The 22730-nt window shown below is 43.3% G+C and carries 8 protein-coding genes, 4 tRNA genes and 5 rRNA genes; 16 read left to right on the forward strand and 1 reads right to left on the reverse strand.

Features of this window, described 5'->3' with window-relative positions:
- The first annotated feature begins 114 nt into the window (after positions 1 to 114).
- The 11 genes from AAFF35_RS01615 (at position 115) to AAFF35_RS01665 (ending at position 13369) form a co-directional block, all read left to right on the forward strand.
- Positions 115 to 189: transfer RNA gene (locus AAFF35_RS01615), tRNA-Ile, on the forward strand.
- A 14-nt stretch (positions 190 to 203) separates the two neighbouring features.
- Positions 204 to 280, forward strand: a tRNA-Ala gene (locus AAFF35_RS01620).
- A 214-nt stretch (positions 281 to 494) separates the two neighbouring features.
- Positions 495 to 3372, forward strand: a 23S ribosomal RNA gene (locus AAFF35_RS01625).
- A 97-nt stretch (positions 3373 to 3469) separates the two neighbouring features.
- A 5S ribosomal RNA gene (gene rrf / locus AAFF35_RS01630) occupies positions 3470 to 3581 on the forward strand.
- Between the two features lie 499 nt (positions 3582 to 4080).
- Positions 4081 to 5160 carry a DUF1028 domain-containing protein gene (locus AAFF35_RS01635; protein ID WP_342330586.1) on the forward strand — a complete coding sequence of 360 codons (1080 nt, stop codon included), beginning with the start codon at positions 4081 to 4083 and terminating at the stop codon, positions 5158 to 5160.
- 905 nt (positions 5161 to 6065) lie between these two features.
- A 16S ribosomal RNA gene (locus tag AAFF35_RS01640) occupies positions 6066 to 7587 on the forward strand.
- A gap of 183 nt (positions 7588 to 7770) precedes the next feature.
- Positions 7771 to 7845, forward strand: a tRNA-Ile gene (locus AAFF35_RS01645).
- A 14-nt stretch (positions 7846 to 7859) separates the two neighbouring features.
- Positions 7860 to 7936 (forward strand) — tRNA-Ala (locus AAFF35_RS01650).
- Between the two features lie 214 nt (positions 7937 to 8150).
- A 23S ribosomal RNA gene (locus tag AAFF35_RS01655) occupies positions 8151 to 11029 on the forward strand.
- 97 nt (positions 11030 to 11126) lie between these two features.
- Positions 11127 to 11238, forward strand: a 5S ribosomal RNA gene (rrf, locus tag AAFF35_RS01660).
- Together the 16S, 23S and 5S rRNA genes with 2 tRNA genes alongside form the textbook arrangement of a ribosomal RNA operon.
- Before the next feature lie 367 nt (positions 11239 to 11605).
- Complete coding sequence (locus AAFF35_RS01665; RefSeq protein ID WP_342330587.1) at positions 11606 to 13369, forward strand: S8 family peptidase; 1764 nt, start codon at positions 11606 to 11608, stop codon at positions 13367 to 13369.
- Between the two features lie 9 nt (positions 13370 to 13378).
- On the opposite strand, the gene AAFF35_RS01670 is transcribed toward AAFF35_RS01665, so the two are convergent.
- Complete coding sequence (locus tag AAFF35_RS01670) at positions 13379 to 14335, reverse strand: hypothetical protein (protein ID WP_342330588.1); 957 nt, start codon at positions 14333 to 14335, stop codon at positions 13379 to 13381.
- A 512-nt stretch (positions 14336 to 14847) separates the two neighbouring features.
- Here AAFF35_RS01670 and AAFF35_RS01675 point away from each other — a divergent pair.
- The 5 genes from AAFF35_RS01675 (at position 14848) to AAFF35_RS01695 (ending at position 22710) form a co-directional block, all read left to right on the forward strand.
- Positions 14848 to 15342 (forward strand): helix-turn-helix transcriptional regulator, encoded by a 495-nt coding sequence (locus AAFF35_RS01675; RefSeq protein ID WP_342330589.1) that lies wholly within the window; start codon positions 14848 to 14850, stop codon positions 15340 to 15342.
- Between the two features lie 77 nt (positions 15343 to 15419).
- Complete coding sequence (locus AAFF35_RS01680; protein ID WP_342330590.1) at positions 15420 to 16007, forward strand: AraC family transcriptional regulator; 588 nt, start codon at positions 15420 to 15422, stop codon at positions 16005 to 16007.
- A gap of 84 nt (positions 16008 to 16091) precedes the next feature.
- Entirely contained in the window at positions 16092 to 18353 is a 2262-nt protein-coding gene (locus AAFF35_RS01685) for a heavy metal translocating P-type ATPase (protein WP_342330591.1), read from the forward strand.
- Positions 18354 to 18526: 173 nt separating this feature from the next.
- Complete coding sequence (locus tag AAFF35_RS01690; protein WP_342330592.1) at positions 18527 to 19597, forward strand: efflux RND transporter periplasmic adaptor subunit; 1071 nt, start codon at positions 18527 to 18529, stop codon at positions 19595 to 19597.
- A gap of 20 nt (positions 19598 to 19617) precedes the next feature.
- Positions 19618 to 22710, forward strand: coding sequence for an efflux RND transporter permease subunit (locus tag AAFF35_RS01695; protein WP_342330593.1), 3093 nt, complete (start codon positions 19618 to 19620; stop codon positions 22708 to 22710).
- Positions 22711 to 22730 lie beyond the last annotated feature (20 nt).

Raw genomic sequence — 22730 nt, forward strand, 5'->3', positions numbered from 1 at the left:
TAGGATGAAACATCATAATAGTGTTCCATACTGAGAGAAGGTATTTGCAGAGTAAGACAAGGATTTGTGAACTGAGAAATCAATACTCAAATACAATCTGCTCGAATAACAAATAGTCCCGTAGCTCAGTTTGGTTAGAGCACTACACTGATAATGTAGGGGTCAGCAGTTCAAATCTGCTCGGGACTACAGATATATTCTAAGGGGGATTAGCTCAGCTGGCTAGAGCGCCTGCCTTGCACGCAGGAGGTCAACGGTTCGACTCCGTTATTCTCCACCATTACCCATGCCTAATACAAAAGGCTGATAAATATGATTACGGATTGTGATCAGGGGAACTAAAGTTCTTTGACATATTGGAAGAAGTTAAAAAAGAAGAGCAAACAACAATAGAGACGTTGTTAGCTTGAAGGAAGGAATAAGCAATTATTCAATCCGTAGAGATAACAACAATCAAAAAAAGCATTTCCATAGGCGCAAAAGGCTATGGAGAGAAGAAAGTAAATAAGAGCACACAGGGGATGCCTTGGCTCTCAGAGGCGATGAAGGACGTGATAAGCTGCGATAAGCTTCGGGTATTAGCAAATATGAATTAATCCGGAGATTTCCGAATGGGGAAACCTGGCTAGTTGAAGACTAGTCGTACAATGTACGCAAACCTGCCGAACTGAAACATCTAAGTAAGCAGAGGAAGAGAAAATAATAATGATTTCCTAAGTAGTGGCGAGCGAAAGGGAAAGAGCCCAAACCACTTATGTTACGGCATATGTGGGGTTGTAGGACTACGATATGGTATTAATGAAATGAAGTGGAACAGGATGGGAAGCCTGGCAATATAGCGTGAGAGCCGCGTACACGTAAGTAACATTAGCCTAGTAGTATCCTGAGTACCGCGAGGTCGGAGACGCCTTGTGGGAATCTGCCGGCACCATCCGGTAAGGCTAAATACTCCTGAGAGACCGATAGTGAACCAGTACCGTGAGGGAAAGGTGAAAAGAACCCCGAACAGGGGAGTGAAATAGAACCTGAAACTGTGTGCTTACAAGCGGTCGGAGCGTCCAGGTGGCGTGACGGCGTGCCTTTTGCATAATGAGCCTACGAGTTACTCTTCTCTGGCAAGGTTAAGTGTTTAAGACACGCAGCCGAAGCGAAAGCGAGTCTGAATAGGGCGTATAGTCAGGGGAGGTAGACGCGAAACCTTGTGATCTACCCATGGACAGGTTGAAGGTGCGGTAACACGTACTGGAGGACCGAACCGATAAACGTTGAAAAGTTTCCGGATGATCTGTGGGTAGGGGTGAAAGGCTAATCAAACTGGGAAATAGCTCGTACTCCCCGAAATGTTTTTAGGAACAGCGTGGTGGTTAAGTTATATAGAGGTAGAGCTACTGATTGGGTGCGGGGGAGTCAAATCCTACCAAATCCAGACAAACTCCGAATGCTATATAATATACACTGCAGTGAGGCCCGGGGTGCTAAGGTCACGGGCCGAGAGGGAAAGAACCCAGACCATCAGCTAAGGTCCCCAAGTTATAGTTAAGTTGAACTAACGAGGTCCGATTGCATAGACAGCTAGGATGTTGGCTTGGAAGCAGCCATTCATTTAAAGAGTGCGTAACAGCTCACTAGTCGAGCGATCGGGCATGGATAATAAACGGGCATTAAACTATACACCGAAGCTATGGGTAATATTAATATTACGGTAGGGGAGCATTCCAGCGGCAGCGAAGTTATGACGTAAGTTGTGGTGGAGCTTCTGGAAAAGCAAATGTAGGCATAAGTAACGATAAGGCGGGAGAGAAACCCGCCCACCGAAAGGATAAGGTTTCCTGATCAACGCTAATCGGATCAGGGTTAGTCGGGGCCTAAGGAGAACCCGAAGGGGATATTCGATGGACAACTGGTTAATATTCCAGTACTTTTTATAACTGCGATGTGGGGACGGAGTAGTGACACTGCCGCGATCTGACGGAATAGATCGTTAAAGGGCGTAGGTATTAGGACTGTAGGTAAATCCGCAGATCTAGCTGAAACCCGATAGTACTGCAAACCTTCGGGGGCGTAGATAGCGCAGGTAATCAGACTTCCAAGAAAAACCGCTAAGCTTCAGGTTATAAAAACCCGTACCGCAAACCGACACAGGTATCCGGGAAGAGAATTCTAAGGTGCTCGAGTGAATCATGGCTAAGGAACTCGGCAAAATGGCCCTGTAACTTCGGGAGAAGGGGCGCTGGTAGCAATATCAGCCGCAGTGAAAAGGCCCAGGCGACTGTTTAACAAAAACACATGGCTTTGCAAAATCGAAAGATGAAGTATAAGGCCTGACACCTGCCCGGTGCTGGAAGGTTAAGAGGGGATGTCATCCGCAAGGAGAAGCATTGAATCGAAGCCCCAGTAAACGGCGGCCGTAACTATAACGGTCCTAAGGTAGCGAAATTCCTTGTCGGGTAAGTTCCGACCTGCACGAATGGTGTAACGATCTGGGCGCTGTCTCAGCCATGAGCTCGGTGAAATTGTGGTCCCGGTGAAGACGCCGGGTACCCGCAACGGGACGGAAAGACCCCATGCACCTTCACTACAATTTAACATTGACATTGGATACAAGATGTGTAGGATAGGTGGGAGACTATGAAGGGGCGTCGCTAGGCGTTCTGGAGTCAACGTTGAAATACCACCCTTTTTGTATTCGGTGTCTAACCCCTTTCGGGGGGGACATTGTTTGATGGGTAGTTTGACTGGGGTGGTCGCCTCCAAAAAGGTAACGGAGGCTTTCAAAGGTAAGCTCAATACGCTTGGTAACCGTATGAGGAGTGCAATAGCATAAGCTTGCTTGACTGTGAGGCAGACAAGCCGAGCAGGGTCGAAAGACGGATATAGTGATCCGGTGGTTCTGCATGGAAGGGCCATCGCTCAAAGGATAAAAGGTACGCTGGGGATAACAGGCTGATCTCCCCCAAGAGCTCATATCGACGGGGAGGTTTGGCACCTCGATGTCGGCTCGTCACATCCTGGGGCTGGAGAAGGTCCCAAGGGTTCGGCTGTTCGCCGATTAAAGTGGCACGCGAGCTGGGTTCAGAACGTCGCGAGACAGTTCGGTCCCTATCTGTTGTGGGCGTAGGAATTTTGAGTGGGGCTGACCTTAGTACGAGAGGACCGGGTTGGACTAACCTCTAGTGAATCTGTTGTTCCGCCAGGGGCATTGCAGAGTAGCTACGTTGGGAATAGATAAGCGCTGAAAGCATCTAAGTGCGAAACTAGCCACGAGATGAGAATTCCATATAGGACCGTAGCAGACTACTACGTTGATAGGTTACAGATGTAAAGGTGGTGACATCAAAGTCGAGTAATACTAATAATCCGAAGCTTTCAAGAGCAATAAACTGTTGTTTGTTCTTCCTAACTTAACTTCTTTCAATAATATGTCATTGTTTGACTGCACCAATAAGGAGCAAGAAAACAATAAAAATATTTAGGTGCCTATATCGGTGGTGTCTACCTCTTCCCATTCCGAACAGAGAAGTCAAGCCCACCAGAGCCGATGGTACTGCGGTAACACGTGGGAGAGTAGGTCGGTGCCAAATCTTAAAGTAAGCCTGTAGGAAACTACAGGCTTTTCTTGTTTACAGGGTTTTTGAAACCATTGATTTCATGCTATGCTGCAGAGCGATTATAAGCTTTTCGGGAATTGACATGAACTGCCTACACGATTCCTCTTCCAGGAATCACTGATAAACCTTTCTGAGATCAAGCTCCATGCTATACTGGAATCAGCCATCTCCATCTTTGACCTTTGCACATGAACATTGCAGGGATCATACCTCTTTTTATAATAGAAATATACTTCCTGATTGACCATTGAAAATATGTTTAGGACTTGAGGTGCAACGAATCATTTTTTATGTTGTCTTCATCTTTAAAGCTAAACTTATGTGTAAAAAAATAGTCTTCTTTGCGACCTTTTAACTTGTTGCTTTATATTGTTCTGCTCAAAATCTTCCCAGCTTACTGCTTATCCGTAATATTAATTCAACCTTTTCTATTATAGCATATGATAGCAGTGCTCAGGAATGGGGGGTAGCTGTGGCTACAAATAATATTTATGTGGGTAATTCTACTGTGTATGTACAGCCAGGATTGGCTGCGTTTTCTGTGATCGCGGAAACAAAACCCGATTACGCAATAAATGGTTTTGTAGAATTAAAGAAAGGCAGATCTATTAAAAAGGCAATTGAATATACGAGAGACCGTGATGAAGATGCGAATTTCAGACAGGTTGCTGGTATTGACTCCATTGGAAATGTTTATGCGTATACGGGTTCAGCCTTGAAATTTTGGAAAGATGATGCTTCACACTTGACAGGGAAGGATTATGTAGTACTGGGAAATCAATTGGCGGAGGGTGTACTGTCTTGCATGGCTGCAAGCTTTAAGCATAGTAAAGGTACTTTAGCCGAGCGCTTGTTAAAAAGCATTTTAGCAGGTCAGAATGCCGGGGGACAAATTACGGGAAAACAATCTGCAGCTTTAGTGGTAAAAGGCTCGCAGCAGGAGTGGTATAACCAAATCGATTTAAGAGTTGACAATGCTAAGCAGGCACTTTTTGATTTACAACGCCTTTTGTATTTTCACTACGGACGTATAAGATTAAATCAAGCCATCAAACTTTTGAAAAATGGGGAAAGGAAAAAAGGTCTTAACCTTTTAAATGAAGCGGGTAAATTGGTGGAAGGATGGAATGGAATTTATAGCAAGCTAATTATGGGACTATTGTTGGCAGGAAATGAACAAGATGCAATAAGAACTATTCTGAAAGCAATTAATGAAAATCCGGAATGGAAAGAAAATTTGCCTTGTTTCTATTTTTTAAGAAATCGCCAGGAATTAAGAAAATTTTATATAAAAAGGAAGTTTACGGAAAAGGACTGGAATCAGGCCATCCAATTTCTTATCGGGATTGATAGACCTGAGCAAGCATTGAAACTTGGTAGTATGGTGATAAAAAAGTATCCTCGCTCATCTTATACCTATTACCTCAGAGGAGAGGCATATAAAGAGCTAGATGAAACGAGATCGGCAGTTGCTGATTATAAGATGGTAATTGAATTGGATAGTGGCAATGAGGAAGCTATGTTAGCACTGAAGCGACTTGATAAGGAATGATAGTTTGAGCGGAGATATCATCACTGATGACGTTGTTACTAAGAGTTTCGACTACTCTTGTTTATTAATCGTTAAAGGTTTCGTTAATATAATGGAGGAAAAGAAGTCTGTTTGTTTCTTTTCTTCTCAGGAATAAGAGAGAAAGGAGCCTGCCCGTTACCTGGATCGGCGCAGACTATCTGGTGATTTAATCATTTTAAGGCTTAATCCTGGTATTTAAGGGATTCCTATGAAAATAAAACTGAATCCCCGTTTCCTGGAATACATTGATCAATACAACTAAGGCTTAGTGTGTTGAGGATTGATCAGCGGGGGAATTGTTGCAGATATTTGGCCTTATGTTAAGATAAATACAATTTTATGTAAATAAAGTTTGCAGGGAGCAAAAATAATCCTACTTTTGCATCCCGCTTCGGAGGAAGAGAAACAGTGAAAGTGAAAAGAGAGAAGGATTTGAAAGATTGCAGTAGAGAGATGTCAGAGGTTGTTTTGACCGGTTTAATAACCAAATAAAACAAAGTAAAAAAGTTTAAGAAAAAGCTTGACAATAACAAAAAGATTTCTACCTTTGCAGTCCCAACAAAAACGGGGGTTACCAAACGGAGTTTGATAACAAAAACAAAAAGACTGAAACGATCAGAAGTTTGAAACTGACACCAGGAACATTAAGACCTGGAGGAAACAGAGAAACAAAGATTGCAACATAAAAGAAGAACCGCGAGGAGATTCGAAAAGTTCATTAAAGAGATGTCATTTATAGCGTAGCGAGGTAAGATAGTACCGTTTCAAAGTACATGAAAACCAAAGCTATTTTTTCAAGTCAGAATCTGACAGACAATACAAAAAAAAGAATAAAGACTATTATTAACAAGTTAAGAATGGTCAGCGTTCAAACAACACATTTTACAATGGAGAGTTTGATCCTGGCTCAGGATGAACGCTAGCGGCAGGCCTAATACATGCAAGTCGAACGATAGTGAAGGGCTTGCTCTTCACGAAAGTGGCGCACGGGTGCGTAACGCGTATGCAACCTACCTTAATCAGGGGGATAGCCCGAAGAAATTCGGATTAACACCGCATAAAATCACAGTACAGCATTGTACAATGATCAAATATTTATAGGATTAAGATGGGCATGCGTGTCATTAGTTAGTTGGCGAGGTAACGGCTCACCAAGACCACGATGACTAGGGGATCTGAGAGGATGACCCCCCACACTGGTACTGAGACACGGACCAGACTCCTACGGGAGGCAGCAGTAAGGAATATTGGTCAATGGAGGCAACTCTGAACCAGCCATGCCGCGTGCAGGAAGACAGCCCTCTGGGTCGTAAACTGCTTTTATTCGGGAATAAACCTACTTACGTGTAAGTAGCTGAATGTACCGAAGGAATAAGGATCGGCTAACTCCGTGCCAGCAGCCGCGGTAATACGGAGGATCCAAGCGTTATCCGGATTTATTGGGTTTAAAGGGTGCGTAGGCGGCTTATTAAGTCAGGGGTGAAAGACGGTGGCTCAACCATCGCAGTGCCCTTGATACTGATGAGCTTGAATACACTAGAGGTAGGCGGAATGTGACAAGTAGCGGTGAAATGCATAGATATGTCACAGAACACCGATTGCGAAGGCAGCTTACTATGGTGTTATTGACGCTGAGGCACGAAAGCGTGGGGATCAAACAGGATTAGATACCCTGGTAGTCCACGCCCTAAACGATGAATACTCGCTGTTAGCGATACACAGTTAGCGGCTAAGCGAAAGCGTTAAGTATTCCACCTGGGGAGTACGCCCGCAAGGGTGAAACTCAAAGGAATTGACGGGGGCCCGCACAAGCGGAGGAGCATGTGGTTTAATTCGATGATACGCGAGGAACCTTACCCGGGCTTGAAAGTTAGTGAATGATCTAGAGATAGGTCAGTGAGCAATCACACGAAACTAGGTGCTGCATGGCTGTCGTCAGCTCGTGCCGTGAGGTGTTGGGTTAAGTCCCGCAACGAGCGCAACCCCTATGTTTAGTTGCCAGCACGTTAAGGTGGGGACTCTAAACAGACTGCCTGTGCAAACAGAGAGGAAGGAGGGGACGACGTCAAGTCATCATGGCCCTTACGTCCGGGGCTACACACGTGCTACAATGGATGGTACAGAGGGCAGCAAGCTGGCAACAGCAAGCAAATCTCAAAAAGCCATTCACAGTTCGGATAGAGGTCTGCAACTCGACCTCTTGAAGTTGGATTCGCTAGTAATCGCGTATCAGCAATGACGCGGTGAATACGTTCCCGGGCCTTGTACACACCGCCCGTCAAGCCATGGAAGTTGGGGGTACCTAAAGTATGTAACCGCAAGGAGCGTCCTAGGGTAAAACCGATAACTGGGGCTAAGTCGTAACAAGGTAGCCGTACCGGAAGGTGCGGCTGGAATACCTCCTTTCTGGAGTAGTTCAGACTACTCGCTACGTAAATGATATAAATGACAAAAAATCTCAAAAAGAAAAACCCATAGGATGAAACATCATAATAGTGTTCCATACTGAGAGAAGGTATTTGCAGAGTAAGACAAGGATTTGTGAACTGAGAAATCAATACTCAAATACAATCTGCTCGAATAACAAATAGTCCCGTAGCTCAGTTTGGTTAGAGCACTACACTGATAATGTAGGGGTCAGCAGTTCAAATCTGCTCGGGACTACAGATATATTCTAAGGGGGATTAGCTCAGCTGGCTAGAGCGCCTGCCTTGCACGCAGGAGGTCAACGGTTCGACTCCGTTATTCTCCACCATTACCCATGCCTAATACAAAAGGCTGATAAATATGATTACGGATTGTGATCAGGGGAACTAAAGTTCTTTGACATATTGGAAGAAGTTAAAAAAGAAGAGCAAACAACAATAGAGACGTTGTTAGCTTGAAGGAAGGAATAAGCAATTATTCAATCCGTAGAGATAACAACAATCAAAAAAAGCATTTCCATAGGCGCAAAAGGCTATGGAGAGAAGAAAGTAAATAAGAGCACACAGGGGATGCCTTGGCTCTCAGAGGCGATGAAGGACGTGATAAGCTGCGATAAGCTTCGGGTATTAGCAAATATGAATTAATCCGGAGATTTCCGAATGGGGAAACCTGGCTAGTTGAAGACTAGTCGTACAATGTACGCAAACCTGCCGAACTGAAACATCTAAGTAAGCAGAGGAAGAGAAAATAATAATGATTTCCTAAGTAGTGGCGAGCGAAAGGGAAAGAGCCCAAACCACTTATGTTACGGCATATGTGGGGTTGTAGGACTACGATATGGTATTAATGAAATGAAGTGGAACAGGATGGGAAGCCTGGCAATATAGCGTGAGAGCCGCGTACACGTAAGTAACATTAGCCTAGTAGTATCCTGAGTACCGCGAGGTCGGAGACGCCTTGTGGGAATCTGCCGGCACCATCCGGTAAGGCTAAATACTCCTGAGAGACCGATAGTGAACCAGTACCGTGAGGGAAAGGTGAAAAGAACCCCGAACAGGGGAGTGAAATAGAACCTGAAACTGTGTGCTTACAAGCGGTCGGAGCGTCCAGGTGGCGTGACGGCGTGCCTTTTGCATAATGAGCCTACGAGTTACTCTTCTCTGGCAAGGTTAAGTGTTTAAGACACGCAGCCGAAGCGAAAGCGAGTCTGAATAGGGCGTATAGTCAGGGGAGGTAGACGCGAAACCTTGTGATCTACCCATGGACAGGTTGAAGGTGCGGTAACACGTACTGGAGGACCGAACCGATAAACGTTGAAAAGTTTCCGGATGATCTGTGGGTAGGGGTGAAAGGCTAATCAAACTGGGAAATAGCTCGTACTCCCCGAAATGTTTTTAGGAACAGCGTGGTGGTTAAGTTATATAGAGGTAGAGCTACTGATTGGGTGCGGGGGAGTCAAATCCTACCAAATCCAGACAAACTCCGAATGCTATATAATATACACTGCAGTGAGGCCCGGGGTGCTAAGGTCACGGGCCGAGAGGGAAAGAACCCAGACCATCAGCTAAGGTCCCCAAGTTATAGTTAAGTTGAACTAACGAGGTCCGATTGCATAGACAGCTAGGATGTTGGCTTGGAAGCAGCCATTCATTTAAAGAGTGCGTAACAGCTCACTAGTCGAGCGATCGGGCATGGATAATAAACGGGCATTAAACTATACACCGAAGCTATGGGTAATATTAATATTACGGTAGGGGAGCATTCCAGCGGCAGCGAAGTTATGACGTAAGTTGTGGTGGAGCTTCTGGAAAAGCAAATGTAGGCATAAGTAACGATAAGGCGGGAGAGAAACCCGCCCACCGAAAGGATAAGGTTTCCTGATCAACGCTAATCGGATCAGGGTTAGTCGGGGCCTAAGGAGAACCCGAAGGGGATATTCGATGGACAACTGGTTAATATTCCAGTACTTTTTATAACTGCGATGTGGGGACGGAGTAGTGACACTGCCGCGATCTGACGGAATAGATCGTTAAAGGGCGTAGGTATTAGGACTGTAGGTAAATCCGCAGACTTAGCTGAAACCCGATAGTACTGCAAACCTTCGGGGGCGTAGATAGCGCAGGTAATCAGACTTCCAAGAAAAACCGCTAAGCTTCAGGTTATAAAAACCCGTACCGCAAACCGACACAGGTATCCGGGAAGAGAATTCTAAGGTGCTCGAGTGAATCATGGCTAAGGAACTCGGCAAAATGGCCCTGTAACTTCGGGAGAAGGGGCGCTGGTAGCAATATCAGCCGCAGTGAAAAGGCCCAGGCGACTGTTTAACAAAAACACATGGCTTTGCAAAATCGAAAGATGAAGTATAAGGCCTGACACCTGCCCGGTGCTGGAAGGTTAAGAGGGGATGTCATCCGCAAGGAGAAGCATTGAATCGAAGCCCCAGTAAACGGCGGCCGTAACTATAACGGTCCTAAGGTAGCGAAATTCCTTGTCGGGTAAGTTCCGACCTGCACGAATGGTGTAACGATCTGGGCGCTGTCTCAGCCATGAGCTCGGTGAAATTGTGGTCCCGGTGAAGACGCCGGGTACCCGCAACGGGACGGAAAGACCCCATGCACCTTCACTACAATTTAACATTGACATTGGATACAAGATGTGTAGGATAGGTGGGAGACTATGAAGTGGCATCGCTAGGTGTTGTGGAGTCAACGTTGAAATACCACCCTTTTTGTATTCGGTGTCTAACCCCTCTCTGGGGGGGACATTGTTTGATGGGTAGTTTGACTGGGGTGGTCGCCTCCAAAAAGGTAACGGAGGCTTTCAAAGGTAAGCTCAATACGCTTGGTAACCGTATGAGGAGTGCAATAGCATAAGCTTGCTTGACTGTGAGGCAGACAAGCCGAGCAGGGTCGAAAGACGGATATAGTGATCCGGTGGTTCTGCATGGAAGGGCCATCGCTCAAAGGATAAAAGGTACGCTGGGGATAACAGGCTGATCTCCCCCAAGAGCTCATATCGACGGGGAGGTTTGGCACCTCGATGTCGGCTCGTCACATCCTGGGGCTGGAGAAGGTCCCAAGGGTTCGGCTGTTCGCCGATTAAAGTGGCACGCGAGCTGGGTTCAGAACGTCGCGAGACAGTTCGGTCCCTATCTGTTGTGGGCGTAGGAATTTTGAGTGGGGCTGACCTTAGTACGAGAGGACCGGGTTGGACTAACCTCTAGTGAATCTGTTGTTCCGCCAGGGGCATTGCAGAGTAGCTACGTTGGGAATAGATAAGCGCTGAAAGCATCTAAGTGCGAAACTAGCCACGAGATGAGAATTCCATATAGGACCGTAGCAGACTACTACGTTGATAGGTTACAGATGTAAAGGTGGTGACATCAAAGTCGAGTAATACTAATAATCCGAAGCTTTCAAGAGCAATAAACTGTTGTTTGTTCTTCCTAACTTAACTTCTTTCAATAATATGTCATTGTTTGACCGCACCAATAAGGAGCAAGAAAACAATAAAAATATTTAGGTGCCTATATCGGTGGTGTCTACCTCTTCCCATTCCGAACAGAGAAGTCAAGCCCACCAGAGCCGATGGTACTGCGGTAACACGTGGGAGAGTAGGTCGGTGCCAAATCTTAAAGAAAGCCTGTAGTGAAAACTACAGGCTTTTCTTGTTTATAGGATTTTCGGGTATCCCCTGGAAAGATGGTGCTCATGCTATATGGAAACCTTTTATTTCAACTATTATTCCTCGTATTTAATGAAGCCTAATACGATCAGCGTCTCATATTTCTTCAGTAGCCTCAGAAGGCGGGTCGTCTTGCTTTCCCTTTAGCTTTCCATGTCCTTTAACAGAAGAACTTCAGAGAAAGAATACCTGGTCAGCCGTATTCAGGTCAGGGCCTGATCCTTATTTATTGTTAAAATATGCTAAAACTTGATCCCTGATACAATAAAACCGTATTATTGTATTTTACGTTAATTTATAAAAGCAATTTCAAATGAGATTCAGGCAATTATTTTTTACAGCACTCCTTTTATCAGCCAATGCTGCTGTTTATGCTCAGAGTAAAGATGTTAAGCTTCCTGCCAATTGGTTCAATCTGGACCTTGTTCAGGATGGTTACTTTGGAATAAGTACTGAAAAAGCATATAAGGAGTTACTTAAGGATAAAAAACCTAAACAAAAGATTATTGTAGCCGTAATTGATGGTGGTATTGACGTGAATCATGAGGATCTAAAGGATATCTTATGGACGAATAAGAAAGAGATTCCCGGAAATGGTATTGACGATGACGGAAATGGATACATTGATGATGTACATGGCTGGAATTTTATCGGGTCTAAGAAAGGAAACCTGGCTTATGATAATCTGGAATTGGTTAGGATTTATAGAGAATATGCGCCAAGATACCGCTCTACGATAAAATCTACTGTGCTTGACAGTGTTCAAAAGAAGGAGTTTGAACTATATACTAAAGTGACGGCAGAGTTCGGTAAGAAATACAATGAAGCAGATCAGACGTTCAGTGTGGTGTTTGCAATTAATAAATTATTGGATTCTGTTGCGCTCATTCATAAAAAGACAATCCCTTCGCTTGAGGACATAAATGGGTATAAGGCGGATGATGAAATGGAGGAGCAGGTTAAGAAGATCATTAGATCTGGCGCTAAAGAAAGCGGAAGTATCGAGAAATTTCATAAGGAAATAAAAGATGCCTATAAGCAGTATGACGTCATGTTAAAATACAATCTTAATCCTAAATATGATCAAAGGGCCGAACTTGTAGGTGATGATTATTCAAATGCGAGGGAGAAGTTCTATGGAAATAACGACATCATGGGGCCAAATGCGGAGCATGGCTCGCATGTCTCGGGAATTATAGGCGCCAATAGGAAGAATACGATTGGCATTAACGGGGTTGCGGATTATGTCAGTATAATGGGCGTTCGGGTAGTACCAGAAGGGGATGAAAGAGATAAAGATGTTGCCAATGGGATTAGATATGCTGTCGACAATGGAGCCAAAGTAATTAACATGAGTTTTGGTAAGAGTTATAAATGGAACAAAGAGGTCGTGGATGAAGCCGTAAAGTATGCGGAAGAAAAAGGCGTATTATTGGTTCATGCCGCTGGTAATGACAACTTAAACGTTGATGTGGAAGAGAATTATCCTAATAAATATTATGACAGCCCTGAAGCGATTGCACATAAGAAAAAAATGGAAAAATTGGCACCAAAACCTATTCCGTTCAGACCTTTGAATAGCCAAATGCAAAATCAGGGAATGGGCCGTCCGAGTATACGTCCAAATGTAAAGCCGGTTATTGATTCTGTTAAGTTTAAACTCCCCCATGCAACAAACTGGATCGAGGTAGGTGCAAGTGCTTATAAGAACGATGCCACATTGAAAGCCTCTTTCTCAAATTACGGAAAATACAATGTCGATGTTTTTGCTCCGGGATTCATGATTAACTCTACCGTTCCTGATTCTAAATATGAAGAGTTGGACGGTACAAGTATGGCTGCTCCGGTTGTTTCCGGATTAGCGGCACTTATTTTAAGCTATTATCCAGAATTAACTGCTCCGGAAGTAAGGGAAATCATCATGAAATCGGTTACTAAAGTCGTACAGAAAGTGAAGTTAACCAATGAAAGAGGAGAGAACACCAGAGCGGTATTCTCTGAACTTTGTGTGAGTGGCGGTATTGTGAATGCTTACGAAGCGCTGAAATTGGCTGCAACCTATGCTAAAAAGAAATAATGCCTCGGCTTAATTCACAACAATTGTAGCAGGGAGTTGAGCTTCATACCCCTTGCTACCTTTATAGATATACCGCATTGTAATGTTATACTTTCCTTTTTTGCCTGGTTTGATCTTGGCAGAAACGGATTCAGGGAGGCCTTCACGATCTGATGAGGTATAAGTTCCCTTAGTTGTAACTATGATATCCCGAAAGTATTTTTTCTTACTGGGGGGAACTGAATACTCACTTGACCAGGAAGTAGGTACTTCCTCATCTACTCCCGTTGTCTTTTTAACGCCATATGCGGACATGATCTGCTGATAAGTACCATTGGTTCCCGCAATGAGGAATAACGCGCCAAAAAAGGGCCCTCCACCGCCACCATTCAGGTGTTCAATCATGAAAGCATATTGATCTTCCCCAATCAATAAAGGCTTGGGAACCGGACAATTTGAAAATGCGCCGTAACCTCCGATAGCAGGTTGAAATATCCTTAATTTCCATCCTTCTTTTGTTAAAGCAAATTTGGCTAATCCTAATAATCCGCCTGTAAATCTGGAGGTCTGAAGCCCTTCCTCATCATATTCGGAATGATTAAAGCTGATGACCTTATATTGTAATCCTGTAGAATCCTTGAAGTCCATGACATTCATTAAGCGGGTGGCTACCCCTCTTTCAAAAGGGAACAAGAGATCCCCCTGTTCTCCATTTACATCGCTATAAGATTTTCTGTTAGGTGTTTTGAGGTCCCAATTGATCAACTCATTTTGATATCCTGACTTTTTTGTGAGATTATAGTATTTACCCGGGAATAGTTTTAGCAGCGCCTTTTGCGCGTCAAATGGCCCGGGAATGAGGAGATTACGGGTCTTTAATATGGTATCACTGACAGTAATCTTTTTTAGATCCTCATCGTCATTTTGGGCATAAGAAGTATTAACGAATGTGGAGGTTAATAGTAACAGGAATAAAATTGATTTCATAAATAGGGTTTGGACATTGGCTATAAAAAGAAACTCAGTAAGAACAGCAATCAGAAAACACCCCTCATGGAGAATAAGTTTTTCTCAAAACTTTTCGCTTCTTCCTGTTGTATGGGGTAAGACATTTCTTTAGGTTGTTTCGTTACGATCCGGTAAAAGTAATACATAGAAACTCCCGCACATAAATGATTTAAAATAAAAAACGGCAATCGCCTCTTTTCCCTAAAAATGGCTCATTGGAAAAATTTAAAAGATAAACGGGATTGATTTTTTTGGACTGAAATTTTATAAGTTTTTTCAGTAATTATATAATTTTCAAATACAGGAAGTAGGCTATGTTTGCTTAATATGATTTGATAAAACTACTCAATGAGTTAATGATTGAGATAAATCTATAATATAATGGACACTTTATGATCAGTTCAACAGTTTAGCAGGCTTTAATGAAGGTGTCAATCAAGAATATGGTCTGTTATCGATGCATTGTTGTGGTAAAACAAGTGTTTGAAAAGATGCATATATTACCTGTTCGGGTACAGTTGGGAGAAGTTGAATTGGAAAGAGAGCTCTCTATGATGCAACTGAGTTATTTAAAAAATTGGCTATCAGAAAATGGGTTTGAGTTATTAGATGACCGTAAAATGGTGTTGGTAGAAAGGGTCAAGAACCTCATTATTGAAATTATTCATGGGGCTGATAGAATTGATTTAAGCATTAAATTATCCTACCTCATTCAGCAAAAACTTAAGGTAGATTATAATTATATCAGTTCACTTTTTTCAAATACGGAAGGCATCACAATAGAACAATATATTATTCTTCAGCGTATAGAAAGAGCCAAGGAGTTTCTAGCGTACAATGAGCTTACATTAAGTGAGATCGCTCATAAATTAGGCTACAGTAGTGTCCAGTATCTTTCTACTCAGTTTAAAAAAGCAACCGGCTTTACTCCCTCTCATTTTAAAAATATAAAAGAAAATCCGCGCAAGCCATTAGACCAGTTGTAAATTCTATACATGTTTCCCTGAATAGTGTAACCCCAACTTTAACATGCCATTTTACTTTTGAGTATAAATTTTTTGTTATGAAAAAGAACAATACGTTACTAATTAAAGGGATGGTTTGTAATCGCTGCATTACCGTATTAAGCGATGAGCTATTCAAACTCGGTTTAGATATTTCGAGTATAAATTTGGGGGAGGTCATCTTAAAAGAGAGTAACAAAACTCCTGTTGATGAACAAACCTTAAAGGTGGTTTTACAAAAGAATGGATTCGACCTGCTCTATGATAAGAATGAGCAACTGGTCAGTCAGATTAAACTTGCCGTCGAACGCGGTATCAATGAACAGTCTGAAACCGGAGAGCCGGTTAAATTTTCAAAGTGGATTAGTGAGGAATTACACAAAGATTATGATTCACTGAGTGCCATATTTTCCCTCACCCAGGGTGATACACTGGAAAAGTATATTATACAAAAGAAAATAGAGGAAGTAAAGGCGCTTTTGGTCTATACAGATAAGTCGTTAACGGATATCGCCCATGTTCTGGGCTATAGTAGTGTGGCTTATCTTTCGCGGCAATTAAAGAAACAGACAGGCTTCGATTTTGCTTATTATAAAAGAATCAGGCAGGACAAACTTGTGATTATGAAGAGAAGCAAGAGCCGATAATCTTATAATTATATACATTATTCCGCCAATTGTATAATAAGCAAGGTACTCCGTCTCTTTAGTTTTGTGCTATAAAAAAAGAAAATGGAAGCACCCACTTTAGATCAAAAACACAAAAAGAAACATTTACAAAATAGTTATATAAAAAAAACTTTCCCGGTTTTAGGGATGACTTGCGCCGCCTGTGCAGTAAGTGTGGAAAGTATGCTTAAGTCGGCGAAAGGTGTCCATAATGCAGGTGTTAATTATGCCAATCAGACGGCCTGGGCTGAATATGACGAAACGGTCAAAGAGGAAGAATTACAAAATGTGATTCGCGGTATCGGATATGACCTTATTGTGGATGCTGAAGATCCTCAACAAATCCAACAGGATGCCCAGCTCAGGCATTATAAAGAATTGAAAAAAAGAACCATTTGGGCAGTGATTCTTTCCATTCCTATAGTGGTGATAGGTATGTTCTTTATGGATCTGCTTTATGGTAACTGGATCATGATGGCCCTGGCCATACCGGTGGTTTTCTATTTAGGGCGCAGTTATTTTATCAATGCCGTTAAGCAGGCGAGGCATCGCAAAGCGAATATGGATACACTGGTTGCTTTGAGTACAGGAATAGCATTCCTCTTCAGTGCTTTTAATACCATCTATCCGGAGTTCTGGCACCAAAGAGGCCTCCATGCACATGTTTATTTCGAAGCAGCAGCTGTGATTATTGCTTTCATCTCTCTGGGCAAATTACTGGAGGAAAAAGCCAAGTCTAATACCTCATCAGCCATTAAGAAATTGATGGGGATGCAGCCAAAGACGGTGAACGTCATTATCGACGGCATCGCGCAGGAAATTCCTGTTTCGCAGGTTCAGGTTGGAAATATCATTGTGGTAAAGCCAGGAGAAAAAATACCTGTAGACGGTATGGTAAGTGAAGGAAGTTCTTATGTGGATGAAAGTATGATCAGCGGGGAACCTATTGCTGTTGCCAAAACAAAGGGCGAAAAAGTGTTTGCCGGCACGATCAATCAGAAAGGCAGTTTTGAGTTTAAAGCTGAAAAAGTTGGTGGTGATACCATCCTCGCCCAGATCATTAAGATGGTACAGGACGCTCAGGGAAGTAAGGCTCCTGTACAAAAACTGGTGGATAAAATTGCAGGGATATTTGTCCCGATCGTGATTAGTATTGCTATACTTACTTTTATCATCTGGATGCTGGCAGGTGGTGAAGCAGCGTTCACCCATGCTTTACTGACTTCAGTTACCGTATTGGTTATCGCATGTCCATGTGCGCTGGGATTGGCCACGCCGACCGCGATTATGGTTGGCGTTGGAAAAGGCGCAGAAAATAATATCCTGATCAAAGACGCAGAAAGCCTGGAGCTTGGCCATAAAGTAAATGCAATTATCTTAGATAAAACAGGTACGATTACAGAAGGCAGACCTGTGGTGACGGATATGATCTGGAACAATACAACGACAGATCAGGTGCTGAATAAACAGATTTTATACACTATGGAAGCCCAGTCTGAGCATCCACTTGCAGAAGCGGTAATCAATCGTTTAAAAGAAGAATCGGTCACAACAGTTCGCTTAGCGTATTTTGAAAGCATTACTGGCAAAGGAATAAAGGCCGTTCAGCAGGGTATGCAATATTTTATTGGCAATAAAGCATTAATGGATGAATATGGAGTTTCTGTGAGCCATGATTTGCTTATTCAGGCTGAAATATGGCAGGAAGAAGCGAAAACCGTCATTTATTTTTCGAATGAAAAAAGCGGGCTTGCGGCCATTGCCATTGCAGATAAAATCAAGACCACTTCGCAAGAGGCGATTGAAACACTCCAAAGCAGGGGGATCGAAGTTTATATGCTCACCGGAGATAATAAACAAACGGCCGCCGCTGTAGCTAAACAAGTTGGGTTAAAACATTATAAAGCAGAAGTAATGCCTTCAGACAAGGCCAACTTTGTAAAAGAACTGCAATCGCAGGGAAAAACGGTAGCAATGGTTGGGGATGGGATTAACGATAGCCATGCGCTGGCACAGGCCGATGTGAGCATTGCGATGGGCAAGGGTTCTGACATTGCAATGGATGTGGCAAAAATGACTTTGATCACTTCCGATCTGAATATGGTACCCAAAGCCTTAAAACTTTCAGGTAGAACGGTAAACACCATCAAGCAGAATTTATTCTGGGCCTTTATTTATAACCTCATCGGCATTCCGATTGCAGCCGGTGTATTGTATCCCATAAATGGATTTTTACTGGATCCGATGATTGCTGGTGCAGCAATGGCGTTAAGCTCGGTTTCTGTGGTCAGTAATAGCCTTCGGTTAAAGACTGCAAAATTGTAAAATCGATTTACTCATTTTTCAAATGCCTGGCTTTTAGCCGGGCATTTTTTTTAAATATTCCCACAGAAATTCTATAACTCTTACCTGCAATAGTATAAAGCCGAAGGTAGTGATGCCTCCTAATTTTATACCCATTAAAAACAACTATTTATTCCACCATTATTCATCATATCATGTTAAAAGATACCAATAAACTAAAAGTTTTTTTCCTCCCTGTATTCTGCAGTATGTTGCTGATTGCCTGCGATAGTAATCAGGAAAAAAAACAAAAAATGGCAGCCGCGGCAGGTGCCAATGTGAGCAAATTACAAGTGGATGCAATTGTCGTAAGTGAAGAGAATCTGGATCAGGAAGAAGTGATTGTAGGTTCCATGGCCCCCTACAGGGAAGTTGAGATCGTTAGCGAAATCGCCCAGAAGATTGTTCAGGTCTCTTTTCAGGAAGGTGGACATGTAAGTAAAGGGCAATTGCTTTATAAGTTAAACGATGCTGACCTGAAAGCCAGGTTAAAGGGATTGAATTCGGAGTTGAAATTGGCCCGCCTGAATGAACAAAGGATCAGCAATCTACTGAAAACGGAAACTGTAAATCAACAGCAATATGATGAGACGGCAGTAAAATTACAAGCCCTGGAAGCGCAGCGGGAATTGCTTCAGGTGGAATTGAACAAGACCGAGATCAGAGCCCCTTTCTCTGGAAAGATCGGCATTTCAAATCTGGATCCGGGTTCTTTTGTATCACCGGGTATAGCGCTGGTTAGCCTGCAGGACCAGGAGACTGTTAAGATCAATTTTTCTGTACCGGAAAAGTACCTTCCACTCGTTAAAACAGGCAATAAAATTAATTTTACAACAGCGCTTTCCGATCAGCAACAGACAGCCTCCATTCAAGCGACAGAACCAGGACTTAACGCCCAAAACAGGTCACTAAGGGTACAGGCTAATGCAGCTAATCCTGAAGGAAAGTTCAGGGCAGGTTTGTCTGTCAAGATCCATTTTCCGACATCGGCAAAAAATGCAAAAGCGATTAGCTTACCAACCGAAGCACTCATTCCCAGCGGAGAGGGGTATAGTGTCTTTGTGTTTCAAAATGGTCTTGCTAAATCAAAGCCTGTCAGCATTGGCAACAGAACGGAAACCTCAGCGATTATTACCTCTGGTTTAAATAATGGCGATAGTGTCATTGTATCTAATCTTCTTCGTCTTGGTGATGGCATGCCGGTTCAGGCTGTTGTTTCCAAATAATCTATTTCAAATTTAAAATCATGAGTTTATCATCATTAAGTATAAAAAAACCGGTTCTGGCGGGTGTGTTTTCTGCCTTTATCGTTATTATGGGCATCGTTGGCTGGAACTATTTAGGGGTCAGAGAATACCCCTTAACAGAACCACCGGTGATCTCGGTGGTCACCTATTATCCGGGTGCGAGCCCTGATGTGATTGCTTCCAAGATTACCAAGCCGATGGAAGAATCCATTGCTGAATCCAATGGAGTTAGGACAATTTCTTCTGAATCCAGGGAGCAAGTGAGTGTGATTTCCATAGAATTTAATCGGGATATCGATTTGGAAGATGCACTGAACGATGTTCGTGATAAGGTGGCTAAATCCAGAAAGCAGCTTCCTGCAGATGTAGATCCACCTGTTGTTGAAAAGGCTTCCTCACCTGATAACCTGGTTGCCTTTTTAGAGGTAGAAAGCGATACCAAGGACATCAGAGAAGTAAGCCATCTTGCGGCTACCATGATAAAAGACAGAATGCAGTCAATTCCAGGAGTAAACAGTGTAGCAGTGGTTGGCGAGCATAAGTATGCGATGCGGCTACGGTTTGATCCCACTAAGCTGGCTGCTTACAAGCTGACACCCGAAGACATCCGACAGGCATTGTCAAGAGAAAACCTTGATCTGCCTTCCGGAAGAATAGAAGGTGCAAACAATGAACTAAGTGTGCGTACGCTGGGCCGTTTAACTACCGTAGAAGATTTCAATGAAATGATCATTAAACGCGAGGGGAACACCGTAGTTAGGTTAAAGGATATTGGGTCAGCGAAACTGGGAGAAGAAAATGAGAGAACCGCAATTATCAATGAAACCGGCAATTTAAACCGGATTGGAGTGGGCATTGCCGTCCAGATCCAAAGGGGTGCCAACGCAATTAAGGTAGTGGATGAGTTTTACGTCAGATTAGAACAATTGCGGAAGGAAGTTCCCAAGGAATATCGGTTGATTGTTGGTTTCGATTTCACCAGTCCCGTGCGTAAATCCATTAAGGAAGTGGAAGAAACCCTGTTCATAGCTTTTGGTCTAGTCGTGCTGATCATCTTTCTTTTCCTCAGGGATTGGCGCTCTACTATTATACCGGTGCTGGCCATTCCTGTCTCTATTCTTTCTGCATTTTTCATTATGTATGTGGCGGGGTTTTCCATCAACGTGCTCACCCTGCTGGGCCTGGTGCTTTCGATAGGTTTAGTGGTTGATGATGCGATCGTAGTGTTGGAGAATATCTATAAAAAAATTGAAGAGGGCATGTCGCCAATCCAGGCTGCTTTCAAAGGTTCTAAAGAAATCTACTTCGCGGTAATCTCCACAACCATTACCCTGGCTGCTGTATTTATGCCAATTATTTTTATGGGTGGGATCAGCGGACAGTTGTTTAAAGAATTTGCCATTGTGGTATCGGGTTCCGTACTGGTATCTGCCTTTGTTGCCTTGACGCTTTCGCCAATGCTGAGTGCGCTGTTGTTAAAAAAGAGTGAAAAGCCAAACTGGTTGTACCGAAACACAGAGCCCTTTTTTATCCGCTTAAATGCAGGATATGCAAATTTACTAACCGCCTTTATGAAACGCCGTTGGTTAGCTTCTGTATTTTTAATCGGCACTGCCAGTCTCATTTATTTTGTTGGGAAAAAGCTTCCTTCCGAGCTTGCACCGATAGAAGACAGGTCCAACATGAGTTTGATCGCTATCGCCCCCGAAGGTGTTTCATTTGAATACATGCAAAAGCGAATGACCGAAGTAGGAAAATATGTGAACGACTCTACGGGTAGCAGGTTGTATCAAACCTATTCTATGGTAGGCATTTCTTTTATTCCAGCGCCGGCACCGGTTAATATCGCTGTGCAGAGTATTTATCTGAAAGATCCTGAAAAAGGTCAGGCCAGTGCACAGGATTTATACAATCAATATGGAATGGCATCGGCTAAGTTCAAGGGCTTTCTTTTATTTCCTTACATGCCGCCTACAATAGGTACACGTTATGGAGGTGGTATGCCGGTGCAGTATGTGCTTCAGGCGCCAACGCTGGATAGCCTTAAACAAGTGCTCCCGAAATTTTTGGCTGCAGCACGCCAGAGTAAAAAACTCATGTTTGTAGATGCCGATCTGAAAATCAATAAACCTGAGTTAAAAATAAATATAGACAGGCAAAAAGCAGCATTAATGGGTGTTTCTATACAGGAAGTATCCAGGGCATTACAGCTTTCGTTCTCCGGTCAGCGCTATGGCTATTTTTTACGATCGGACAGGCAGTATGAAGTGATTGGTCAGGTAGAACGTAAAAATAGGAATGACATTAGCGATCTGCGTTCCATCTATGTTCGTTCTTCGGACAATCAGATGATCTCTTTGGATAACCTGGTGACGATTGAAGAGGGGATCAGTCCGGCTGCGATTTATCGCTATGACCAATATACTTCGGCTTCCATTTCTGCAGGGCTGGCGCCGGGCGTAAGTCTGGCAGCGGGGATTGAAGAAATGGCACGCATCAAAAAGGAGGTCTTGAATGAAAACTTTAAAACGAGTTTAGCGGGGCAATCCAGAGATTACGAAGAAAGTCAGGGCAATATTGCTTCAACACTCATTTTAGCCTTATTACTGGTTTACATGATCATGGCTGCACAATTTGAAAGCCTTCGTGATCCGCTCATCATCATGCTCACTGTGCCGATGGCGGTAACAGGTGCAATCCTTAGTTTATACTGGTTTAACCAGAGTTTAAATGTCTTCAGTCAGATAGGGATCATCACCCTTGTGGGATTGATCACTAAAAATGGGATCCTGATCGTAGAATTTGCCAATCATTTAAAAGAACAGGGGCTTTCAAAATATGATGCGGCTATACAAGCAGCAGTACAACGCTTCCGGCCAATTCTCATGACCTCTCTGGCGATGATATTCGGTGCGTTGCCAATTGCCATGACTGTTAACAGCCGTCAGTCGCTTGGGATTGTAATTGCCGGGGGATTAACCTTTGCGGGGATTCTAACCCTTTTTATTATTCCTGCGGTTTATTCTTACCTGTCGGGAACAAAACGTAAAGAAGTGATGGAAGAAGAAAATGAAGAACCGGACTCCATCTGACAAATAAACCGCCGAAGGCA

The organism is Pedobacter sp. FW305-3-2-15-E-R2A2 (assembly GCF_038446955.1).
Lineage (GTDB): Bacteria > Bacteroidota > Bacteroidia > Sphingobacteriales > Sphingobacteriaceae > Pedobacter.

Excerpts from the sequence above, each read along its gene's own strand:
- AAFF35_RS01665 (WP_342330587.1), top strand. The coding sequence starts at position 11,606 with ATGAGATTCAGGCAATTATTTTTTACAGCACTCCTTTTATCAGCCAAT.
- AAFF35_RS01670 (WP_342330588.1), bottom strand. The coding sequence starts at position 14,335 with ATGAAATCAATTTTATTCCTGTTACTATTAACCTCCACATTCGTTAAT.
- AAFF35_RS01675 (WP_342330589.1), top strand. The coding sequence starts at position 14,848 with ATGCATATATTACCTGTTCGGGTACAGTTGGGAGAAGTTGAATTGGAA.
- AAFF35_RS01680 (WP_342330590.1), top strand. The coding sequence starts at position 15,420 with ATGAAAAAGAACAATACGTTACTAATTAAAGGGATGGTTTGTAATCGC.
- AAFF35_RS01685 (WP_342330591.1), top strand. The coding sequence starts at position 16,092 with ATGGAAGCACCCACTTTAGATCAAAAACACAAAAAGAAACATTTACAA.
- AAFF35_RS01690 (WP_342330592.1), top strand. The coding sequence starts at position 18,527 with ATGTTAAAAGATACCAATAAACTAAAAGTTTTTTTCCTCCCTGTATTC.
- AAFF35_RS01695 (WP_342330593.1), top strand. The coding sequence starts at position 19,618 with ATGAGTTTATCATCATTAAGTATAAAAAAACCGGTTCTGGCGGGTGTG.